The sequence below is a fragment of the Candidatus Brocadia sapporoensis genome (assembly GCF_001753675.2).
GTDB lineage: Bacteria > Planctomycetota > Brocadiia > Brocadiales > Brocadiaceae > Brocadia > Brocadia sapporoensis.
Genome location: NZ_MJUW02000085.1, coordinates 1 through 17817, shown reverse-complemented (window position 1 = coordinate 17817; position 17817 = coordinate 1). Strand labels below are relative to the sequence as shown.

16 protein-coding genes and 1 pseudogene are annotated in these 17817 nt (G+C 43.1%); 8 read left to right on the top strand and 9 right to left on the bottom strand.

The window, feature by feature from the left end; all coding sequences use genetic code 11:
- Positions 1 to 228: 228 nt before the first annotated feature.
- The 3 genes and pseudogenes from BIY37_RS07930 to BIY37_RS14370 all read right to left on the bottom strand — a co-directional run.
- Positions 229 to 453 (bottom strand): restriction endonuclease subunit S domain-containing protein, encoded by a 225-nt coding sequence (locus BIY37_RS07930; RefSeq protein ID WP_070067297.1) that lies wholly within the window; start codon positions 451 to 453, stop codon positions 229 to 231.
- A 258-nt stretch (positions 454 to 711) separates the two neighbouring features.
- Positions 712 to 1041 (bottom strand): GIY-YIG nuclease family protein, encoded by a 330-nt coding sequence (locus BIY37_RS07925; RefSeq protein WP_230402470.1) that lies wholly within the window; start codon positions 1039 to 1041, stop codon positions 712 to 714.
- Positions 1042 to 1165: 124 nt separating this feature from the next.
- Positions 1166 to 1273, bottom strand: a pseudogene (locus BIY37_RS14370) (SAM-dependent methyltransferase); the annotation flags it as partial.
- A gap of 252 nt (positions 1274 to 1525) precedes the next feature.
- Here BIY37_RS14370 and waaF point away from each other — a divergent pair.
- A complete protein-coding gene (gene waaF, locus BIY37_RS07920; protein WP_070067296.1) occupies positions 1526 to 2572 on the top strand; it encodes a lipopolysaccharide heptosyltransferase II in 1047 nt (348 codons plus the stop codon).
- Here waaF and BIY37_RS07915 read toward each other — a convergent pair.
- Both BIY37_RS07915 and murD read right to left on the bottom strand, forming a co-directional pair.
- Positions 2561 to 3505, bottom strand: a complete 945-nt coding sequence (locus BIY37_RS07915) for a calcium/sodium antiporter (RefSeq protein WP_070067295.1) — start codon at positions 3503 to 3505, stop codon at positions 2561 to 2563. The genes waaF and BIY37_RS07915 overlap by 12 nt on opposite strands.
- Positions 3506 to 3746: 241 nt before the next feature.
- A complete protein-coding gene (murD, locus tag BIY37_RS07910; RefSeq protein ID WP_070067301.1) occupies positions 3747 to 5129 on the bottom strand; it encodes a UDP-N-acetylmuramoyl-L-alanine--D-glutamate ligase in 1383 nt (460 codons plus the stop codon).
- A gap of 923 nt (positions 5130 to 6052) precedes the next feature.
- On the opposite strand from murD, the gene BIY37_RS07905 reads away from it, so the two are divergent.
- The 6 genes from BIY37_RS07905 to phoU all read left to right on the top strand — a co-directional run bounded on the left by BIY37_RS07905 (position 6053) and on the right by phoU (position 14328).
- A complete protein-coding gene (locus tag BIY37_RS07905; protein WP_070067294.1) occupies positions 6053 to 7492 on the top strand; it encodes a porin in 1440 nt (479 codons plus the stop codon).
- 300 nt (positions 7493 to 7792) lie between these two features.
- A complete protein-coding gene (locus BIY37_RS07900; RefSeq protein WP_315850103.1) occupies positions 7793 to 8779 on the top strand; it encodes a PstS family phosphate ABC transporter substrate-binding protein in 987 nt (328 codons plus the stop codon).
- Positions 8776 to 11100: an ABC transporter permease subunit gene (locus BIY37_RS07895; protein ID WP_070067293.1), complete on the top strand. Its 2325-nt coding sequence runs from the start codon at positions 8776 to 8778 to the stop codon at positions 11098 to 11100. The genes BIY37_RS07900 and BIY37_RS07895 overlap by 4 nt, the downstream gene beginning before the upstream one ends.
- Positions 11097 to 12695 carry a phosphate ABC transporter permease PstA gene (gene pstA, locus BIY37_RS07890; RefSeq protein WP_070067292.1) on the top strand — a complete coding sequence of 533 codons (1599 nt, stop codon included), beginning with the start codon at positions 11097 to 11099 and terminating at the stop codon, positions 12693 to 12695. Before BIY37_RS07895 ends, pstA begins: the two co-directional genes overlap by 4 nt.
- Before the next feature lie 27 nt (positions 12696 to 12722).
- Positions 12723 to 13502, top strand: coding sequence for a phosphate ABC transporter ATP-binding protein PstB (pstB, locus tag BIY37_RS07885; protein ID WP_070067291.1), 780 nt, complete (start codon positions 12723 to 12725; stop codon positions 13500 to 13502).
- A 160-nt stretch (positions 13503 to 13662) separates the two neighbouring features.
- The gene (phoU, locus tag BIY37_RS07880) at positions 13663 to 14328 is read left to right on the top strand and encodes a phosphate signaling complex protein PhoU (RefSeq protein ID WP_070067290.1); all 666 of its coding nucleotides are present in this window, start codon (positions 13663 to 13665) and stop codon (positions 14326 to 14328) included.
- Between the two features lie 172 nt (positions 14329 to 14500).
- On the opposite strand, the gene BIY37_RS13905 is transcribed toward phoU, so the two are convergent.
- From BIY37_RS13905 to lexA, 4 genes are all read right to left on the bottom strand, one after another.
- Positions 14501 to 14668, bottom strand: coding sequence for a hypothetical protein (locus BIY37_RS13905; RefSeq protein ID WP_230402469.1), 168 nt, complete (start codon positions 14666 to 14668; stop codon positions 14501 to 14503).
- 70 nt (positions 14669 to 14738) lie between these two features.
- A complete protein-coding gene (gene dinB, locus BIY37_RS07875; protein ID WP_070067289.1) occupies positions 14739 to 15983 on the bottom strand; it encodes a DNA polymerase IV in 1245 nt (414 codons plus the stop codon).
- Between the two features lie 272 nt (positions 15984 to 16255).
- Positions 16256 to 16537 (bottom strand): hypothetical protein, encoded by a 282-nt coding sequence (locus tag BIY37_RS07870; protein WP_080324945.1) that lies wholly within the window; start codon positions 16535 to 16537, stop codon positions 16256 to 16258.
- A 10-nt stretch (positions 16538 to 16547) separates the two neighbouring features.
- Positions 16548 to 17219, bottom strand: a complete 672-nt coding sequence (gene lexA, locus BIY37_RS07865) for a transcriptional repressor LexA (RefSeq protein WP_070067298.1) — start codon at positions 17217 to 17219, stop codon at positions 16548 to 16550.
- Positions 17220 to 17374: 155 nt separating this feature from the next.
- Between lexA and BIY37_RS07860 the strand changes: the two genes are divergently transcribed.
- The gene (locus BIY37_RS07860; RefSeq protein WP_070067288.1) at positions 17375 to 17749 is read left to right on the top strand and encodes a hypothetical protein; all 375 of its coding nucleotides are present in this window, start codon (positions 17375 to 17377) and stop codon (positions 17747 to 17749) included.
- Positions 17750 to 17817: the final 68 nt, after the last annotated feature.

The following is a 17817-nucleotide window of genomic DNA, read 5'->3' as shown; positions in this document are numbered from 1 at the left end:
GCAGACGGGAAAATCCCGAAGGGATGACATGATTATAGAGAGAGAAAAACGCACCCTAACATTCAACCCTGTAGGGGTGAAATATCGAGAAAATAAGGATACCATGCCACCCCTACAGGGTTAACCGTCATTGCATAACGATATGCTATAATAATGACATCCCTTCGGGATTACAGAATCAATATTTTGTTCACTCATAGGGTTTGTGAGCGAATGTACGCTGAATAGTTACAAAATATCATCTTTTTCAAGGGTAACGTTACGTAAGTCATACGCTTGCTCATCATCAATAAATGCCAAGTCATCGCGGGAAAATTGGAAATCAAGGACGTTCTGGCTTATTATATGAAAAATTCCCTGTAATTTATAGGAATTCTTGCCTCCTGTTGGAATTGCTCCACTTCCTATTTTCAGGCATACATCTTTTAGCTTATATTCTTTCCACTCACTCATTATTTTTTCTTCCTGCCTTTTTCCGGTCCCAATGCATTGCTGTTTTTAACCCTATCTTTCAGTTCCCTTGCCATGGTTCGACAAGCTCACCATGACAAGCTCACCATGACAAGCTCACCATGGACAGGCTCGCTATGATAAGGTTTCAGTAAGGCTTCGACAAGGCTTCGACAAGCTCAGCCTGACATTGCTCACCAGGATACCTGTCACCCGGAGTTCTCCAAAGTGTGGGGCCTATCATCCTGATATTATAGAATGTCATCCTGAGCCTGTCGAAGGGTGCTTTTTCGCCAGTTCAATCAGCTTTTCAAAATCTCCTCTTATTAGCGCTTCTTTTTTCTTCCTGCTCCAGCCTTTTACTTGTTTCTCCCGTGCTATAGCCTCACGAACATCTGAAAACTCCTTTACATACATCAATTTTAACGGTCTTTTATTATGGGTATAGCACCCATCAATAAGTCCTTCCTGATGTTCATAAAAGCGTCTTTCAACATTATTGGTTACGCCTGTGTAATAGCTACCATCCGAGCACTGCAATATGTAAATATAATAGCTTTTCATTTTATTTTTAAGGGCATGGTTTGTCATGAATTGATAAGGCTTCGACAGGCTCAGCCTGACATTGCTTACTATATCACATCACCACGGGGTTGTCGAATGTCACCATGGCAGGCATTTCATATTGTCGCTCTGAGCTTGCCGAAGCGCGCTAGTTGTGATAAGTGATTGCGATCAGGGCAATGTCGTCGTCAGGCAACTCCCTGTTTTTACGGTTAATCAGATGTCCCATATTGCGGGCGTCAATGAACAGTATTTCGCCTTATTCTAGTGCAATACACAATACACAATTCATACCTCTCATCCAATTTAAAGTTCTGGTGCAATCTGCAAGATTGCATCAGCCCTGGGCTCGAATACGGGTAATAAATGTCTCACAAATCTATCTGCCTTAGCCTGCAACACTCCGGAAACAACTGCTGGCTTGACAACGTATGAGGGCGTTCAGTAAAATCCGATCTGATTGCAATGGAATTTTAGATACTTTCCGAATTCTCATCTATCCGGAGTCTCATTGAATAAACCAGACAACATACAGAACATTATCATCCGTTCACCGAATTGGGTGGGTGATGTCGTTATGGCAACCCCTGCCTTCCGTTGTATCAGGGAAAATTTTCCGGATGCTAAAATAACGCTGGTCTTGAAACCTTACGTTCTGAAACTCATTGAAGATACTCCCTGGTTTGACGAATTCCTCCTTTTGGATGAGACGGAACATTCATTCCCCTGGTCACGCTCTCTGTCAATGATACGGCGCATCCGTTCCGGAAAGTACGATATGGGCTTTCTCTTTCCTAATTCCTTTAGCTCAGCACTCATGTTTTGGTCTGGCGGGGTAAAGCGGCGCATCGGGTACCGGAGAGACGCCCGTTCCTGGCTGCTTACTGATGGAATCCACCGGTTGTCTGAAAATGGACGCTTCCTTCCGTCTTACATGGGAGACTATTACCTGCGTTTGTGCACTGCAGTTGGCTGTAAAGTACGGTCGAAGGATCTGGAACTCTTTGTTTCCAAAGCGGCGCAGAGTCGTGTAAATGAAATAGGGGAAAAATATCATTTGAACAACGGGCTACCCCTCATTTTATTAAATCCGGGAGCTGCATATGGGTCTTCGAAATGTTGGACGGCGGAGGGATTTGCGCAGACGGCAGATCTCATAAAGAGTCAGCGGGAATGTACTATCGTTATTATTGGCGCTCCCCATGAGTCAAAATTGGCAACGGACATCGAGCAGGCAGCAAGGTCAAAATTGATCAATCTGACACATGAGGTTGTTTCACTCGATGTCCTGAAAGCGCTCATGAAACGATGTTCCTTATTGATCACGGTTGACTCAGGACCACGGCATATCGCTGTTGCCTTTCAGAGGCCGGTAGTAACACTCATGGGACCAAATGACCCACGCTATACTCATACGACAGCGGAAACAGGAGAGGTAATTCGCGCTGATGTAGACTGTCTCGCCTGTCATTTAAAGACCTGTCCGAAGGATCATCGCTGCATGACGCAGATACAACCGGAAAGGGTTGCCAGGAAATGTCTGGAATTAGTTAAATAACCAGAAGATATAGACGCCATACCCAATTAATAATGCCATCCCTTGTCCCCGTGTAAGTACAAACTTCCAGGTAATAAGAGGGATGAGGAAGATACTGAAGCACAGCATGACCGGCAGATCAACACGGAGGGAAACTGCGTTGACAGACAAGGGTTGAATTACGGAGGAAATACCGAGGACTGCAAGGATATTAAAGATATTGCTTCCCAGCACATTCCCAACGCTAATATCGGATTCCTTGCGTATGGCAGCAACCATGGAGGTCGCCAGTTCCGGGAGAGAAGTCCCGACTGCGATTACCGTAAGACCAATAACGAATTCACTGATTCCTATGATCTTAGCGATATATATTGCAGCATGTACCAGAAAATGTGCCCCTCCCAGGAGCGCTCCAAGCCCGATAAGGATTAAGAATATGTCCTTTTTGATATTATTATTCTTCGCCTTAAGAAATTCTTCATACTCCTGCTCAATAAGGCGATCTTCTTTTAAGGCCACGCGGTAAACATAGTATGTATAGATTACAATACCACCAAGGAGAATGCCGCCTTCCGTTCGGCTTAAAATACCATCCCATCCCATGAAATACAAAAGGAATGAGATACCAACCACAATCGGCATTTCACGATAGAGGAGCTTCATATCAATCGTAAGGGGATGGACGATTGCTGACACTCCCAGAATAAGACCAATATTTGCAATGTTACTTCCAATAATATTCCCTATGGCGATGTCATTCATATGCTTTATGCCGGCAGTCAAACTGGTGACGAGTTCCGGGGCGGAAGTGCCAAAAGCAACGATGGTGAGCCCTATGACTACGGGTTTGATTTGGAATGATCGGGCGAATCTCGATGCCCCGCCAACGAGCCATTCAGCCCCAAAATAGAGCCCGGCAAGTCCTGCAAATAGTAGAAAGAGTTGTAATACCATGATAGTCCTTTGTAAAAAGCCACCGACGGTCTAATTTGATGTTAAGGGGTTTCAAATCTTGTCAAGGTTCTGGTTCTAAAGATTTCTCTTTAGAAAATTTGTCACTTACACACGATAACCCGCTTAAATAAAATGAAAATTTCTATACAACCAAGTTATTAGCCGCAACCAAATCCGCCTATTAAAGAGAGGACGACGTGGGGTTTAAAAGACTTACAAAAAGAGATTTTATGCGGTAATATTATAAGGCCAGGGCCATGTCTTTAAATTGTCTTCCACGCTCTTCATAATTCAGGAACATGTCATAACTGGCGCAGGCAGGAGATAACAAGATAACTTCCCCTGATTTTGCCACAGCGGTCGCCTGCTGAAATGCTTCCCTGAAGGTATTTAGAGTAAAGATTGCTGGTATTTCACTGTTTCCCTTTTTCTGGATGATAAGTTCCTGTATCTTCTTTGCCGTTTTCCCGATAAGAATAACTGCCCTGGCGTATCTCGCGCAGGCCCCGGCAAATTCCTCAAAATCGCTTCCCTTATCATAGCCACCGGCAATGAGTATAACAGGCGCCCGGAATGCAGTAACGGCTGCCATGGCAGATTCTGGCGTTGTGGCCTTGGAGTCATTATAGTACTGTACGCCTCTGACTTGACGTACGAATTCCAGACGGTGTTCTAATCCGGGGAAGGTGGTAACCGTATTTTCAATATATCGCTCATTCGTACCCGCAAGATACGCTGCACAGGAGGCGGCCAGGATATTTTGCAGGTTATGTATACCAGGTATTCTAATTCCGGACACACAGGGTATTTTTATCGTCTTACCTTTTACCGACAGCACGAGGGAGTCGCCATCGATAAAAGCGCCATCTGATAGCGTGGTCTTTGTGCTATACCATAAAACGTTACCTTTACACCCCTCCGCCCAGCTTCTTAATTCCGGGTCATCGTAATTGAGGATTGCGTAATCTGCTGGTTTTTGATGCGCAATAATCCCTTTTTTGGCCTGAATATACGCGTTCATGGCTGGGTACCGGTCAAGATGGTTGGGTGATATATTGGTTACCACACTGATATCCGGGCTTTTTTGCGTTTTAAGAAGTTCCTCCAACTGAAAACTGGAAAGTTCAAGGACTACGATATCAGATGGTTGTATCTCCTCAAGGTCTGAAAGCAGGGATTTTCCAATATTTCCTCCCACCCATGTCTTGCGTTGCGTCTGCTGCAGTATTTTTCCGGTAAGGGTAGTTGTGGTCGACTTCCCATTACTGCCCGTGATACCAATAATGGGAGCCGGACATAACTGAAAAAAAATGTTGATTTCGGAATCCATAGGTACATGGTTATTTCTTGCAAGATGTATAAATCTTGAATCCTTTGGTACCGCAGGATTAACAATAACCATATCCGTATTGATAAAATCTTCGTCGTAATGCCCGCCAAGCTTGTAGCAAATGCGAAGATCTTCAAGCTGTTTTATGGAAGGGGACAGTTCTTTTGCAGTTCTTACATCAGTTACCGTAACATGGGCGCCTTGCATTGTGAGAAATCGGGCAACACCCACCCCGCCGCCAAACAGGCCCAACCCCATAACCGTAATCTTTTTGTTTTTAAAATGGTACTGCATAACGCAGCAAAGCCACAACGATAGTGAACGCAAAAAGGACGTTGTCATTGCGAGCACATTTGCATTGCTCAGCGTAAACTCCGTGAAGGAATCCCTGCACCGGAGATTGCTTCGGGCGGTCACCCTCGCAATGACACTTGTATATATACGTAATGTGTTATGTTTACTATAAATCTCCCTCGTTAAGACGAAGGGAGGTATAAAAACTTATAAAAAAAGAAAGATCTTACAGGGCAATACTATAATCCGTACGAATACTCAATGTCAATTTTTTTCAAATTATACTATCTTTGCTGTTTATAGCAATAGATTTTATCTCTACAAATCCGCTCGTCAGGATAACGTTTTATAAAAATCGTAACCATTTAGTTTTTTGAAAATTTCCAACAAAAACCGGGAATTCCTTGTAGTAGGGGCAGGTTTGAAACCTGTCCCTATCAAGGCAACATCATGCATACAGAGGCTTTTTAAAAGAACTCAATGGTTACTAAAAATCTATATACAAGTAAATGTCATTGCAAGAAGTGAAGCGACGAAATAGTCTCTTGTTTAAAAAAACTTAAGGCTGTTTCGCTGTGTTTACACTGGGCAATGTGAATGTGCTTGCAATGACAATAACATAGGTAGTCATTTTTGTGAAACGTCATACTAAAATGTATAGGAATTTCAAGGTTTCTCATTGTGACTTTTACTCACCCCGAAATCCATGTATTAAATTTTGAGACTTAATCAAAAATTAATAATCTCTTAATCTTTCCTTAACACGATATGTCTACAATCTCTTATCGGTTTGCATCATGTAATCATTCTTGTAAATCGACAGAAAGAATAACATGACCCGTGCGGGAGAGGATTTTTCTTCCTCTCTGTTGCAATTTTACGAATGGTGAGGAGCCGGTTAATTGAAAAAGGAGAGATTAAAAATGTGGAATAAATGGCATACCTATGCTTTAACCTCAATAATAGTATTAAGCGGTGTGTATCCCAGGGGAAACCCGCAAGAGGTGTCTGCCCAACAAACTGAACAACCCTACGAAATTGCAAGAGATGAGTCAGAAGTTTTAAAACAGCAATTGAATCAGATGGAGGAGTCGTTTGCAAAGCAGCAAGAACAATTGAAGCAGATAGCGGAATTAGCAACGCAACAGCAGGAACAAATTCAAATTTTAAGAAACCGGATAGATACCATGAATTCTCAGTCTACGACTCAAACAGAGGAGATCCACTCTACGCTGGCTAAGAAAGAAGATGTTAAACAAATAGTGGAAGATTATCTTTCTACAAAAGAGGCGCGCGAAAAGATGGGGCTTGGCATGCCAGGTCTTACGGCAGAATATACCCCAAATGGTGAAAAATACGCGTTGGGTATTAAATCTCCTGATGGAAACTTTTCACTGGACTTTGGAGCTATGATGCAGTTCCGGTGCACCTATAAGGATAGAGATGAGGATTTTAATGAGTCCGATCTCATTGACATTAACGTCCGCAGGGCAAGGGTATACTTTGGCGGAAATATTTATAACAAAATCATAAATTACTATGTGGCAGCAGATGCGGATAAATTTAATTTTGGGTTAAGAGATTTTTATGTGTACTTTACCCCATTTGAGGAACTCAACGCCAAGATTGGATATTTTGTTGTGCCTTTCAACAGACAAAGAATGACATCGTCTTCGAAACTTCTGCTTCAGGACAGATCCATCGCAAGCGAGGAATTCGATCAGGACAGAGACACCGGATTTGATATTTATGGAAAACCTTTTGACGGACACATAGAATATCACGCTGCTGTGTTTCAGGGCGCCGGAGAAAAATTTTCTGGTATCGACAATACCAACAATGAACTCATGTACGTACTGAGCGCCAGGTATAATCCATTTGGGAAATATGACTGCTACGATGAAACCGACGTGAAGTATTCTGATAAAATAAAGGCGACAATCGGCGCTGCGGTTGCCTTTAATGCAAAGGATCGCGATAAAAAACTTATGAATACCAATACGATTGTTGAAGTAGTCGATTTTGGTGTAAAGTACAGGGGCTTTTCGTGGAGCAATGAATATTATATGAGGACGGAAAACCCTGAAGATAACGGCGGCTCAATTGATTCCAATGGGTTCTATACCCAGGCAGGCTACTTCGTAATAGCAAAGAAACTGGAGATTGCTGCCCGTTACTCCATGCACGACCCAAACAATGACGTATCCAATGACCTTCAGAAGGAATATGACGTAGGTATAAACTATTACTTCCGTGCCCATCGTTCAAAGATCCAGGCAGACATCGGCCATTTTGTGACTAATGGTGAAGATGAAGATAAAAGAGAAAACCGGATCAGGCTACAGTATCAAATTATATTCTGATGTATGAAGCTTCTCAGGCTCTCCTCATCTCCCATCCACGATAAAAAATGAACCTGAGGTGTAAAAGGGAAAGCGCGTGTTTTCCTTACCGTTATGCTATGCCCCTTTTGGGCTTAAAGAAGGAGCCATGTATGAGTTGTTACCGTCCCTGCACAGAAAACAAATTTTGAAAAGACTGGTGACCCGGGAGAAAGCGTTCAAGGAATACAACAAACATCATCAAAAAAATAAGTCGACTTCCTTGATTAATTTGAGTAAGATACTGTCCTTTACGTGGTAGTAACAAAGAAAGGAGAAACAATGTCTATTGCGGGAAAAACAGGGCTTCCAATAATGATTTTCAGTTTTTGTCTGATGGGATTGATTCCAGCAAACGAAACCGTTGTGGCCAAAGAGCATATAAAGTCCTACGCTAAAGTAGGTGGGATTTCAGGAAATTTGAATAGCATCGGTTCTGATACGATGAACAACCTCATGACTTACTGGGCCGAGGGGTTTCATAGGGTGTATCCGAATGTGAAGATTCAGATCGAGGGAAAGGGTTCTACCACTGCACCACCAGCGTTAATTTCAGGAACGGCACAGATAGGTCCCATGAGCAGGGTTATGAAACCGACGGAAATTGATGCCTTTGAGAAAAAATATGGATATAAACCCACAGCTATAAGGACGTCCCTGGATGCCCTTGCCGTTTATGTAAATAAGGATAATCCACTAAAAGGCTTAAGCCTGCCACAAGTAGATGCTGTTTTTTCTAAGACCCGTAAGGGTGGATACAGGACAGATATTGTCACATGGGGACAGCTTGGCTTGTCAGGGGATTGGGCAATTAAACCCATAAGCCTGTATGGGCGGAATTCAGCCTCTGGTACCTACGGCTATTTCAAAGAACATGCCCTCTATAAAGGAGATTTCAAGAATACCGTAAAGGAGCAGCCTGGCTCTGCTTCTGTTGTGCAGGGTGTAACAGAAGACCGATACGCCGTGGGTTATAGCGGCATCGGTTATCAGACATCCGAAGTTCGTGCCATACCCCTATCGTTTAAGGAAGGAGAACTCTGTAAAGAAGCAGAAATAAAAAATGTCATGAACGGTTCTTACCCACTGGCAAGATTTCTTCAGGTATATATTAATAAAAAGCCTGGTCAGCCACTCGACCCTCTGGTTAAGGAGTTTGTAAAATTTATCTTGAGTAAAGAGGGTCAGGAACTGGTTGTGAAAGACGGTTATTTGCCTTTGCCAGCATCCGTTGTTGAAGAGGAATTAAAAAAATTGAATAATTCATGAAAAGTTTAAAACGAAGAAGATATGCCGATAGGGCAGCCCACTGGGTGATTACGCTTGGTGGGACGGCAACGGTTCTTGTTATTCTCGCCTTATTTATTTTTATCTTCCTGGAAGTATATCCGCTTTTACAAGACGCCAGAATAACAAAGGAAACTACTCACTCTGTACATGGCAAGGTGATATCCATGGGCGTAGACGATCACCAGGAAGTTGCCTATATCATATATAATAACGGTGTGATAGAATTTATTTCTTTAAAGAGTGGTGCACTCCTGAAAAAACACCATGTCTCCGGCCTGGATGGTTCTGTTATAACGTCGGCTGATAAAGACCATGATCGTCTTGTTCTGGCGACCAATGATGGAAAAGTTTTTACCATCTCCATCAGTTTTTCTGAATCATTTGCGGGCGACAGCCGGGCGGTTACGCCAGAAGTACTTGAAGAAAAAAAAGTTAAGGCTAGTAAACTAAAAGCAGGTATCCTTAACGTCACTTCCAGAGGAGATGATAGTACAGACGTCACAGCCGTTTACACGAATGATGGCCATCTTATCCTTATAGCTTCTGAAACCGGAAAAACACCCCTTGACAACGAAGAAAAGAAGGAGTTTCAGAAAGATATTACCGGTCTTTTTGTGGCGCATAGTATAAATCAAAACACAGCTTCTGTTCCTTATCTTTTACAAACGGAGGGCATAGAACGGCGGGAGAAAGCCAAAGCCGGAATGCAAACAGCAGATAATTCGTCAGGAGATTTGACAGAACAGAGAACCGGGACTGAAATAACCTCTCTGGCGCTTGATCTTTTTATGGAAAATCTGTATATAGGGACGCCTTCCGGTGACGTATTTCATATAGACGTAAGGGACAGAGAAAACCCTTATCTTGTCGAAAAGGTAAAAGTATCGGAAAGCGCGGTAACTGCGCTGGGTTTTCTGTTGGGAGATGTCTCCCTTGTCGTCGGCGATGCCAGCGGCGGAGTAAATGTTTGGATGCAAGTAAGAGATGATCGGTCATCTTGGGGCTGGGCACTGAAAAAAGTGCATATCCTTAGATCCCATAAAGCCCCGGTCATTGCAGTTGCTCCGTCAATGCGAGACAAAGGGTTTCTCACCGCAGCGACTGACGGAACAATCTATCTTAATCATGCAACCTCTGAACAAACCCTTTTGCGTTTTAAGACGGGATACACCCCTGTTGCCCTTGCTTTTTCGCCAAAAGCTAACGGAATTTTTGTGGCTGATACCAACAATCGACTCTTCCAGTGGCGTATTTTCAATCCCCATCCGGAAATCACCGTAAAGACCCTCTTCGGACGGGTCTGGTACGAGGGTTACGAAAAACCGGAATTTGTCTGGCAGTCTACCGGTGGAACGGATGACTTCGAACCGAAGCTGAGTCTTGTGCCCTTAATCTTTGGCACGATTAAAGGCACCCTTTACACCTTGGTCATTGCCGTCCCTATTGGCATCTTTGCTGCATTGTATACATCGCAATTCCTTCATAATTCTTTAAAAATCATAAAACCCGTTATCGAGATCATGGCGGCATTGCCAAGCGTCATTCTTGGTTTCCTGGCCGGACTCTGGCTTGCACCACTTATGGAACGAATGTTCCCTGCAATCATCATTATGCCATTTTTCATCACCCTTTCCATTGGTATCGCCCTTGTTGTCTGGAAATACCTGCCAGTTATCGGAAAAGGCTGGTATCGGCACGGAACGGAGGTATTGGTCTTGATTCCCTTTATCATCGGGGCAATAGTTGTTTCTATACAGTTAGGCGGTGTCTTTGAGACAAACATTCTCCGTGGGGATTACCGGGAGTGGTTTTCCCGTGTTCTTGGGCTAAAGTATGATCAAAGGAATGCTGTTGTTGTAGGGATTGCTATGGGGTTTGCTGTTATCCCCCTCATCTTTACGATTTCGGAAGATGCCATGAGTAATGTTCCCAAAAGCTTGATATCAGCTTCTCTGGCACTGGGCGCCACTCCGTGGCAGACGGCTGTCAGGGTAATACTTCCGACTGCAAGTCCGGGAATTTTTTCTGCCATAATGATTGGTTTCGGAAGGGCTGTGGGTGAAACCATGATTGTTCTTATGGCAACGGGCAACACCCCAATTATGGAATGGAATTTATTTAACGGCTTCAGGGCGCTTTCTGCAAATATTGCCGTAGAGATACCTGAAGCACCCTTTGGAGGAACACTCTACCGGGTACTTTTTCTCGCCTCCTTACTTCTCTTTGTAACTACCTTTATCGTCAATACCCTGGCAGAAACGGTGCGGAGAAGAATGAGACTGAAGTACAATAAATTATGAGAGAGATATTTAAAAAAGGCAACCCCTATATCTGGTTAACGGCAAGCGCCCTCACGGTATGTCTGCTGATGATCTGCGGGGTAATAGTCCTTATTATGATGAATGGATTTGGCATATTCTGGCCTCGTAAGATCGTAAAAATTACTCTTCATAACGGTACGGTGGCTTTAGGGGAGATTGTCAAAAAGGAGCCAATTCCTTACCAAAAAGACTCGTATCGGACTAAAATAAAGATCGGCAACAGGGATGTCTATGGTTCAGATTTTACATGGATAGCTAACGCGGATATTGTATCCTTGCATTTCCCGATCGACGCCGTGGTCTTCGAAAGGCGTGAGTGGGGAAATTTATATGGCTTTTTAAAAGGCTTCAGACAGGGAGAAACTATCAAACCACTGCAACACGATACGTTAATGATCCTCCTGGCTGAGAGCAGGGGTCTTTATAAAAAGATCCGTTACATCGAGAAGAAGGAAATTGGTAATATTAACTACCTGATGGAAAAATATCGCCTTGAGTTGAAACGGCTCATGATGTTTCCACCAACGGAAAAAATTCGCAAAAAGACGGTAGCGCTTAATGCAAAAATAGACGGCCTAGAAAAAGTTTATCAGGAGAGAGAAATATTACTCAATAATCTGTACAAAGAGGCAAAAGAAAAGGAGATCGTGGTGCTTCTTGCCGATGGACAGGATAAGATCGTGCCCATTTTTCAGATTATTCGCGTCTATGCCCCAAATAAGATGGGGTTTTTTTCTAAACTTGTTTTTTATCTAACAAAATTTTGGGAGTTTATCTGGAGTGAGCCCAGAGAAGCCAATACAGAAGGCGGTATCTTCCCTGCTATTTTTGGAACGGTAATGATGGTGATTATTATGAGTATTGCGGTAGTTCCTTTGGGTGTATTAACGGCGGTTTACCTTAAAGAATATGCCAGTGACAATATGATTGCCCGCATAGTAAGAATTTCGGTTAGCAATCTCGCAGGTGTTCCATCCATCGTTTTTGGTATCTTCGGACTAGGTTTTTTCATCTATTTTGTTGGTGGAAATGTTGATAAATTCTTTTTCCCTGAGGCCTTGCCCGCTCCCACCTTCGGCACGGGTGGTATCTTGTGGGCATCGCTTACCCTGGCGCTTCTGACGGTACCGGTTGTTGTGGTGGCTACAGAAGAGGCATTGTCTTCCGTTCCCATCTCCCTGCGTGAGGGTTCTTATGCACTTGGTGCGACGAAGATTGAAACGTTATGGAGGGTCGTGATTCCTCAGGCGACCCCAGGCATCCTTACCGGAATGATTCTTTCCATGGCAAGGGCATCCGGAGAGGTTGCCCCGCTTATGATCACCGGGGTTGTTAAGCTTGCACCTTCTCTTCCTATTGATAGTCATTTTCCCTATATCCATCTGGAAAGGAAATTTATGCATCTGGGGTTTCATATCTATGACGTTGGTTTTCAATCACCCAATGTGGAGGCTGCTATTCCTATGGTCTATACCACAACCCTCGTGTTGCTTATTACCGTACTTACACTGAACCTTGCAGCCATTGTGGTAAGAAACAAACTAAAAAAATGGTACAGCACAAGGGCAATATAAAAAATTAAAGATTTACTGCAAAACATTATGGAAAAAGTGCGCACAACCGTTCCTGAGCCGATTGTTAATATCATAGACCTTTTCCTTTATTACGGTAAGGTCGAGGCGTTAAAGAAAATAGCCCTTGATATTTCCAGAAAAAATATTACCTCTTTTATTGGTCCATCCGGATGCGGGAAATCTACCCTGATCAGGTGTTTAAACCGCATGAATGATCTGATAGAAAACGTGACGATTGAAGGGTGTATTAGAATCGACGATCAGGACATATACAGCCCTGCCGTTGATGTTACAGAACTCAGGAGGAGAGTTGGTATGGTTTTCCAAAAGCCCAACCCTTTTCCCAAAACTATTTATGAGAATGTTATTTATGGCCCCCGGCTTATGGGCATCAGAAAGAAAGGCATTCTTGATGAAATTTGTGAAAAAGCCTTGAAAAAGGCGGCGCTCTGGGATGATGTAAAAGACAGGCTTCATGCAAACGCCCTCGATCTTTCCGGAGGTCAGCAACAACGAATTTGTATTGCACGGGCAATAGCCATGGAGCCGGAAATTATTCTCCTCGATGAGCCTTGTTCTGCCCTCGACCCTATTGCCACTGCCAAGATAGAAGATATGCTCTGTGATTTGAAAAAGGACTATACGGTTATCATCGTCACCCATAATATGCAACAGGCGGCCCGGATATCGGATTACACAGGCTTTTTCATGATGGGTGAACTTGTAGAGTACAGTGTTACCAGCGAGATATTCACAAACCCAAGAGAAAAACAAACGGAGGATTACATCACGGGGAGGTTCGGGTAAAAAACAAATCGAAAGTCAAAAGTATTCATAACGCAGCAAAGCCACAACCAAATCCCCTCGAACAAGGGGGGGGAGTGAAGGCAGGTGTAAAAAACTTGTAAAAAAAATTTTACACAGTGAACTATAGGTACCAAATTTAAAAAATCGGACAGGAGAAATCATGACGCGTGAGGCTTATCATAAGGCTTTAAAAAAGCTTGAGGATGAAGTGCTGCTTATGGGGCAGATGGTCGCAAACGCCATAAAAAAATCTGTGGAATCATTGCAAAAAAGGGACACCGATGCAGCCAAAGAGATTGTAAAAAACGACCTGTTGATCAATAAAAAACGGTTTGATATTGAAGAAAAGTGTATTTCTCTTATTGCGACCCAACAGCCCATGGCGGTTGATTTGAGAGAGTTGGCCTCCATCTTAAGCATCATAACCGATCTTGAACGCATGGGCGACCACGCCGAGGGAATTGCCAAGATAAACATTTTGATGAGTAATGAACCCTTGGTAAAACCCCTGATCGATATCCCCCGGATGGCAGATATCGGGCTGTCCATGCTCGATAAATGCCTTAAGGCATTTATCGACAGAGACACAGAGACGGCGCGACGCATCTGTAATGAGGACGATCAGGTCGATGCCCTCCATGACCAGATTTACCGTGAACTCCTGGTGCTCATGATGGAAAATCCGAGGATAATTCGCATGGCAACCTTTCTCACATGGGTATCTCACAACCTGGAACGCATCGCGGACAGGGTTACCAACATCGCCGAGAGGATTGTGTACATGGTTACGGGAAAGATGGAAGAAATAAACGTGTCGAAGTATTAAACCCCCGCTATGATTCTCCCTTTCGTATTTCTTGTAACTTTTCATGATGTATTCTTAACCCCGAAGGGGCAAAGTGATTGCAGTTTATCAAAAATATATAATGGTTATTGAATTAGCTCGGCAAAGCAATAGCCCGGGAGTCTGCGCAGACAGCACAAAGGGTTAAAGCGCCTTATATATAATTTACGCTTGATAACAGGGTAATATTCTTAATGCCCGCAATGAGGGTAAGTAAACCCGTGTGGCTATCGCAACTCAAAAAGCCTTTTTTCACAATCATTTTCTGTTCGATATTTTTTTGAAATTCCAGACAACTTATTTCTTGGTATGATTTATCCATAACAAATTCGCATTAAACAAATCTTACGATTTTGATTCTTTGCCAGCATTTTCCGGTGTTATATCAGGATTTATTTTTTTGTTTTACGTGTTGAAAGATTGATACATTTAATCCCGCTGGGTCTCCAGGATGGAGAAATAACGCCCTTGTGCTGATAACGTTTAATCAACGTACCCCAGGTAATGCAGAAATCCCCATATCGGTCATTGATCTTGTCCATAGCGCACGTGGCTGCTTTCTTATTCCTGTCTGAAAGGAAGAGGGGTATTTGTGATAGATTCTTTGTAAGGTTAGAAATGCTAATGCCTATCAATCGGATTGGTTGTTGTAACCGTACGGTATTGAGAATATCTATTGCAATCCTATAGATATCGATGCTGTTGTCTGTGTGTGTACCCGCAGTAGTACGTTTTGTAAAAGTAGTAAAGTCAGGGTATCGCAGGGTTAGGGTAATTGTCCGGCCCGTATAGCCTCCGCGACGCATACGCCTTCCTACCATCTCAGATAGTTGAAGGACATGACACTCCAACGTCTCCATATCACTCACATCCTTATCAAGGGTCATGCTGTGTCCAATCGATTTGACGTCCGGTTCCTGTTCCGGTGGTATAACAGGGTTATTATCGATACCCTGGGCCATGAGTTTTAAGCGTTCTCCAATCACACCAAATCGATTTCTTAAAGTATGTGTGGATGCCCGTCCTAATTCGCCGCAGGTTTTAATTCCCAAGGTAGCCAGTTGTGTTTCGATACGTGAGCCTATACCGCAAAGTTCTTTTACCGGTAAATTTTGCAGTAATTTACCAACGTCTTCGTGTTGTATAACTACAAGACCATTTGGCTTTTTCATATCGCTTCCCAACTTTGCCAAAAGTTTATTGGGAGCAATGCCGATAGAGCAGGTCAGCATTCCCAGTTTTTGGCGAATATCTTCTTTGATTTTTTTAGCTATAACCTCAGCGCAACCAAAGAGTGGGATGGACTCTGTAACGTCCAGAAATGCCTCATCAATGGAATATACTTCGACCATGGGGGTGTATTGCCGGTATATCTCGACCAGCCTGCGGCAAGTGTCTGTATAACGACCCGTATCGCCGGCTACAAGGACAATATGAGGGCATAACCTTTTCGCTTCATATTTGGTCATGCCTGTTTTGACCCCATAGGCCCGCGCCTCATAAGAGGATGTAGTGACCACGGTTCTTTCGTTGGAGCCAATGACTGCAATTGGCTTTCCTCTAAAGGCAGGATTAATCTGTTGTTCCACAGAGGCAAAAAAGGCGTTCATATCGATGTGCATAATAATTTTGTTCATTTTATTATCCCGATAGTAGCTGAACAGGGGTACGTCAGGATTTCAAAGGAGTTATAAAGTCATTATGGCACAGAAGAGACATGTTTAAGACTTATCTCTACAAAAAGGATTGGCTGCAAAAAGGCTGCTGAATGCTTAGTTTACTGCATAAAGTTCCGAAGTAAGGGAATAAGGCATCTATTTTGTTATGCGTGAAGCGTCACATCACTCTATTTTAGAAGGTTATTGGGTTTTTGCCTTTTAGAATCCAATGTAACAGGGAAAAAGAAAATTTAAGCACGCGCATCCATTTCCACGGAATGAAGCGTCCACCCCAGGGTATCCGTGCAATAAGAGATGTCAAAGAGATTTGCGTTATCTGTAACCATGAAATGGTGTATGCTGGCCTTTCCTATTTTTTCCGTCCAGATATAGGTAATCTCTTTGATGTCATATTTTCTGTTATTCCATACAAACCAGACAGGCCTGAGTTTCTTTTTGTAGTCACCAAAAATGGCACCCACTTTGATTGGTTCATGAATTTCTGTTGTCATAATACGGTTACCAAATTTCATTATCAGGTATCTATCTTTTTACAACCATCGCAGGTTGTTTGTCCAACTGCCTTATCACAGCGACGACCCTTCCAACAATACTTACCTTTGCATCCCCTTCTTTAATGACAATCGGCTTCATGGTCGGATGCTCGGGCTTTAGTTGTATCGTATCTCCCCGTTTATAGAGACGTTTTACCGTCGTCTCATCATTAATAAGGGCAACTACGATCTCTCCATTATTAGCAACCGGCTGAGGAACCACAAGGACAAGATCTCCTTCCAGTATGTGTGCCTCAATCATACTGTCTCCCGCCACTCTCAGGAAAAAGGCATTGTTGTTGCGGCAAACCGATTTATCCACGGGAAAGTATCCTTCAATATCTTCGATGGCAGGATGAGGCACACCCGCGCGAACCACTCCCACAATAGGTATCGATCTTACTTCTGAGCTCCTGGCAGATACATCAACAATCTCAATGGCGCGCGGGCTGTTGAATTGTCTCTTGATATATCCCTTACGTTCAAGGATTTCGAGATATTTTCTTGCAATATGGGTGCTGGAAAATCCCATGCCATCCACAATCTCCCGAACTGTGGGAGGATAACCTCTTTCCTGAAAATATTCCTTCAGAAAGCTTAAAAAATTATCTTGTTTTTTTGTGAGTGTTGAATTTTCATATTTTTGTTTATGGGTGCTCATGTGTACACCCAGTATATTTTTAAATACTTCGCTTGTCAAGTTTCATTTATAAAAACGGCTATTGAGTTCTTTCCAAAAAATTGTACCAATTGGGATAGATGTCAAATAGTTCAGGGATTATACGGGGAGGGAAGCGGTTTCGAGCTGTTTTTCTTATGAGCACGGACAAACGTTGTCCGTACGATATATTCCAAATCCGTAGACACATAAAAAAACAGGCAGGATATTTCGTTTGGATTGGGCTGGAGGGATACGAAGATAAGTTCACAGGTTTTGATATTGTTTTAACCGTCAATGGTCTGAAAACCAATTCTTTAACAGGATCGCTGCCGTTTGTATTTTTTCCCGCGGGTCGTATTTTGGGAGTTAACTGTAGTGGACGCAAAAAGGATGTTGCCGTTGCAAGCGTATTCGCATTGCTCAGCGTAAACCCCGCTAAGGAATCTCTGCACGGGATATTGCTTCGGGCTGCCGCCCCCCGCAACGGCACTTGCAGGTATACGGTTAATCTAGCCCTTAACCAAGCGTGATTTTTTTATCGAAAGAGATGAAGTTGTTTGAAATGCCCGATTTTACTGGTTAAAATAGGATTTTGCAT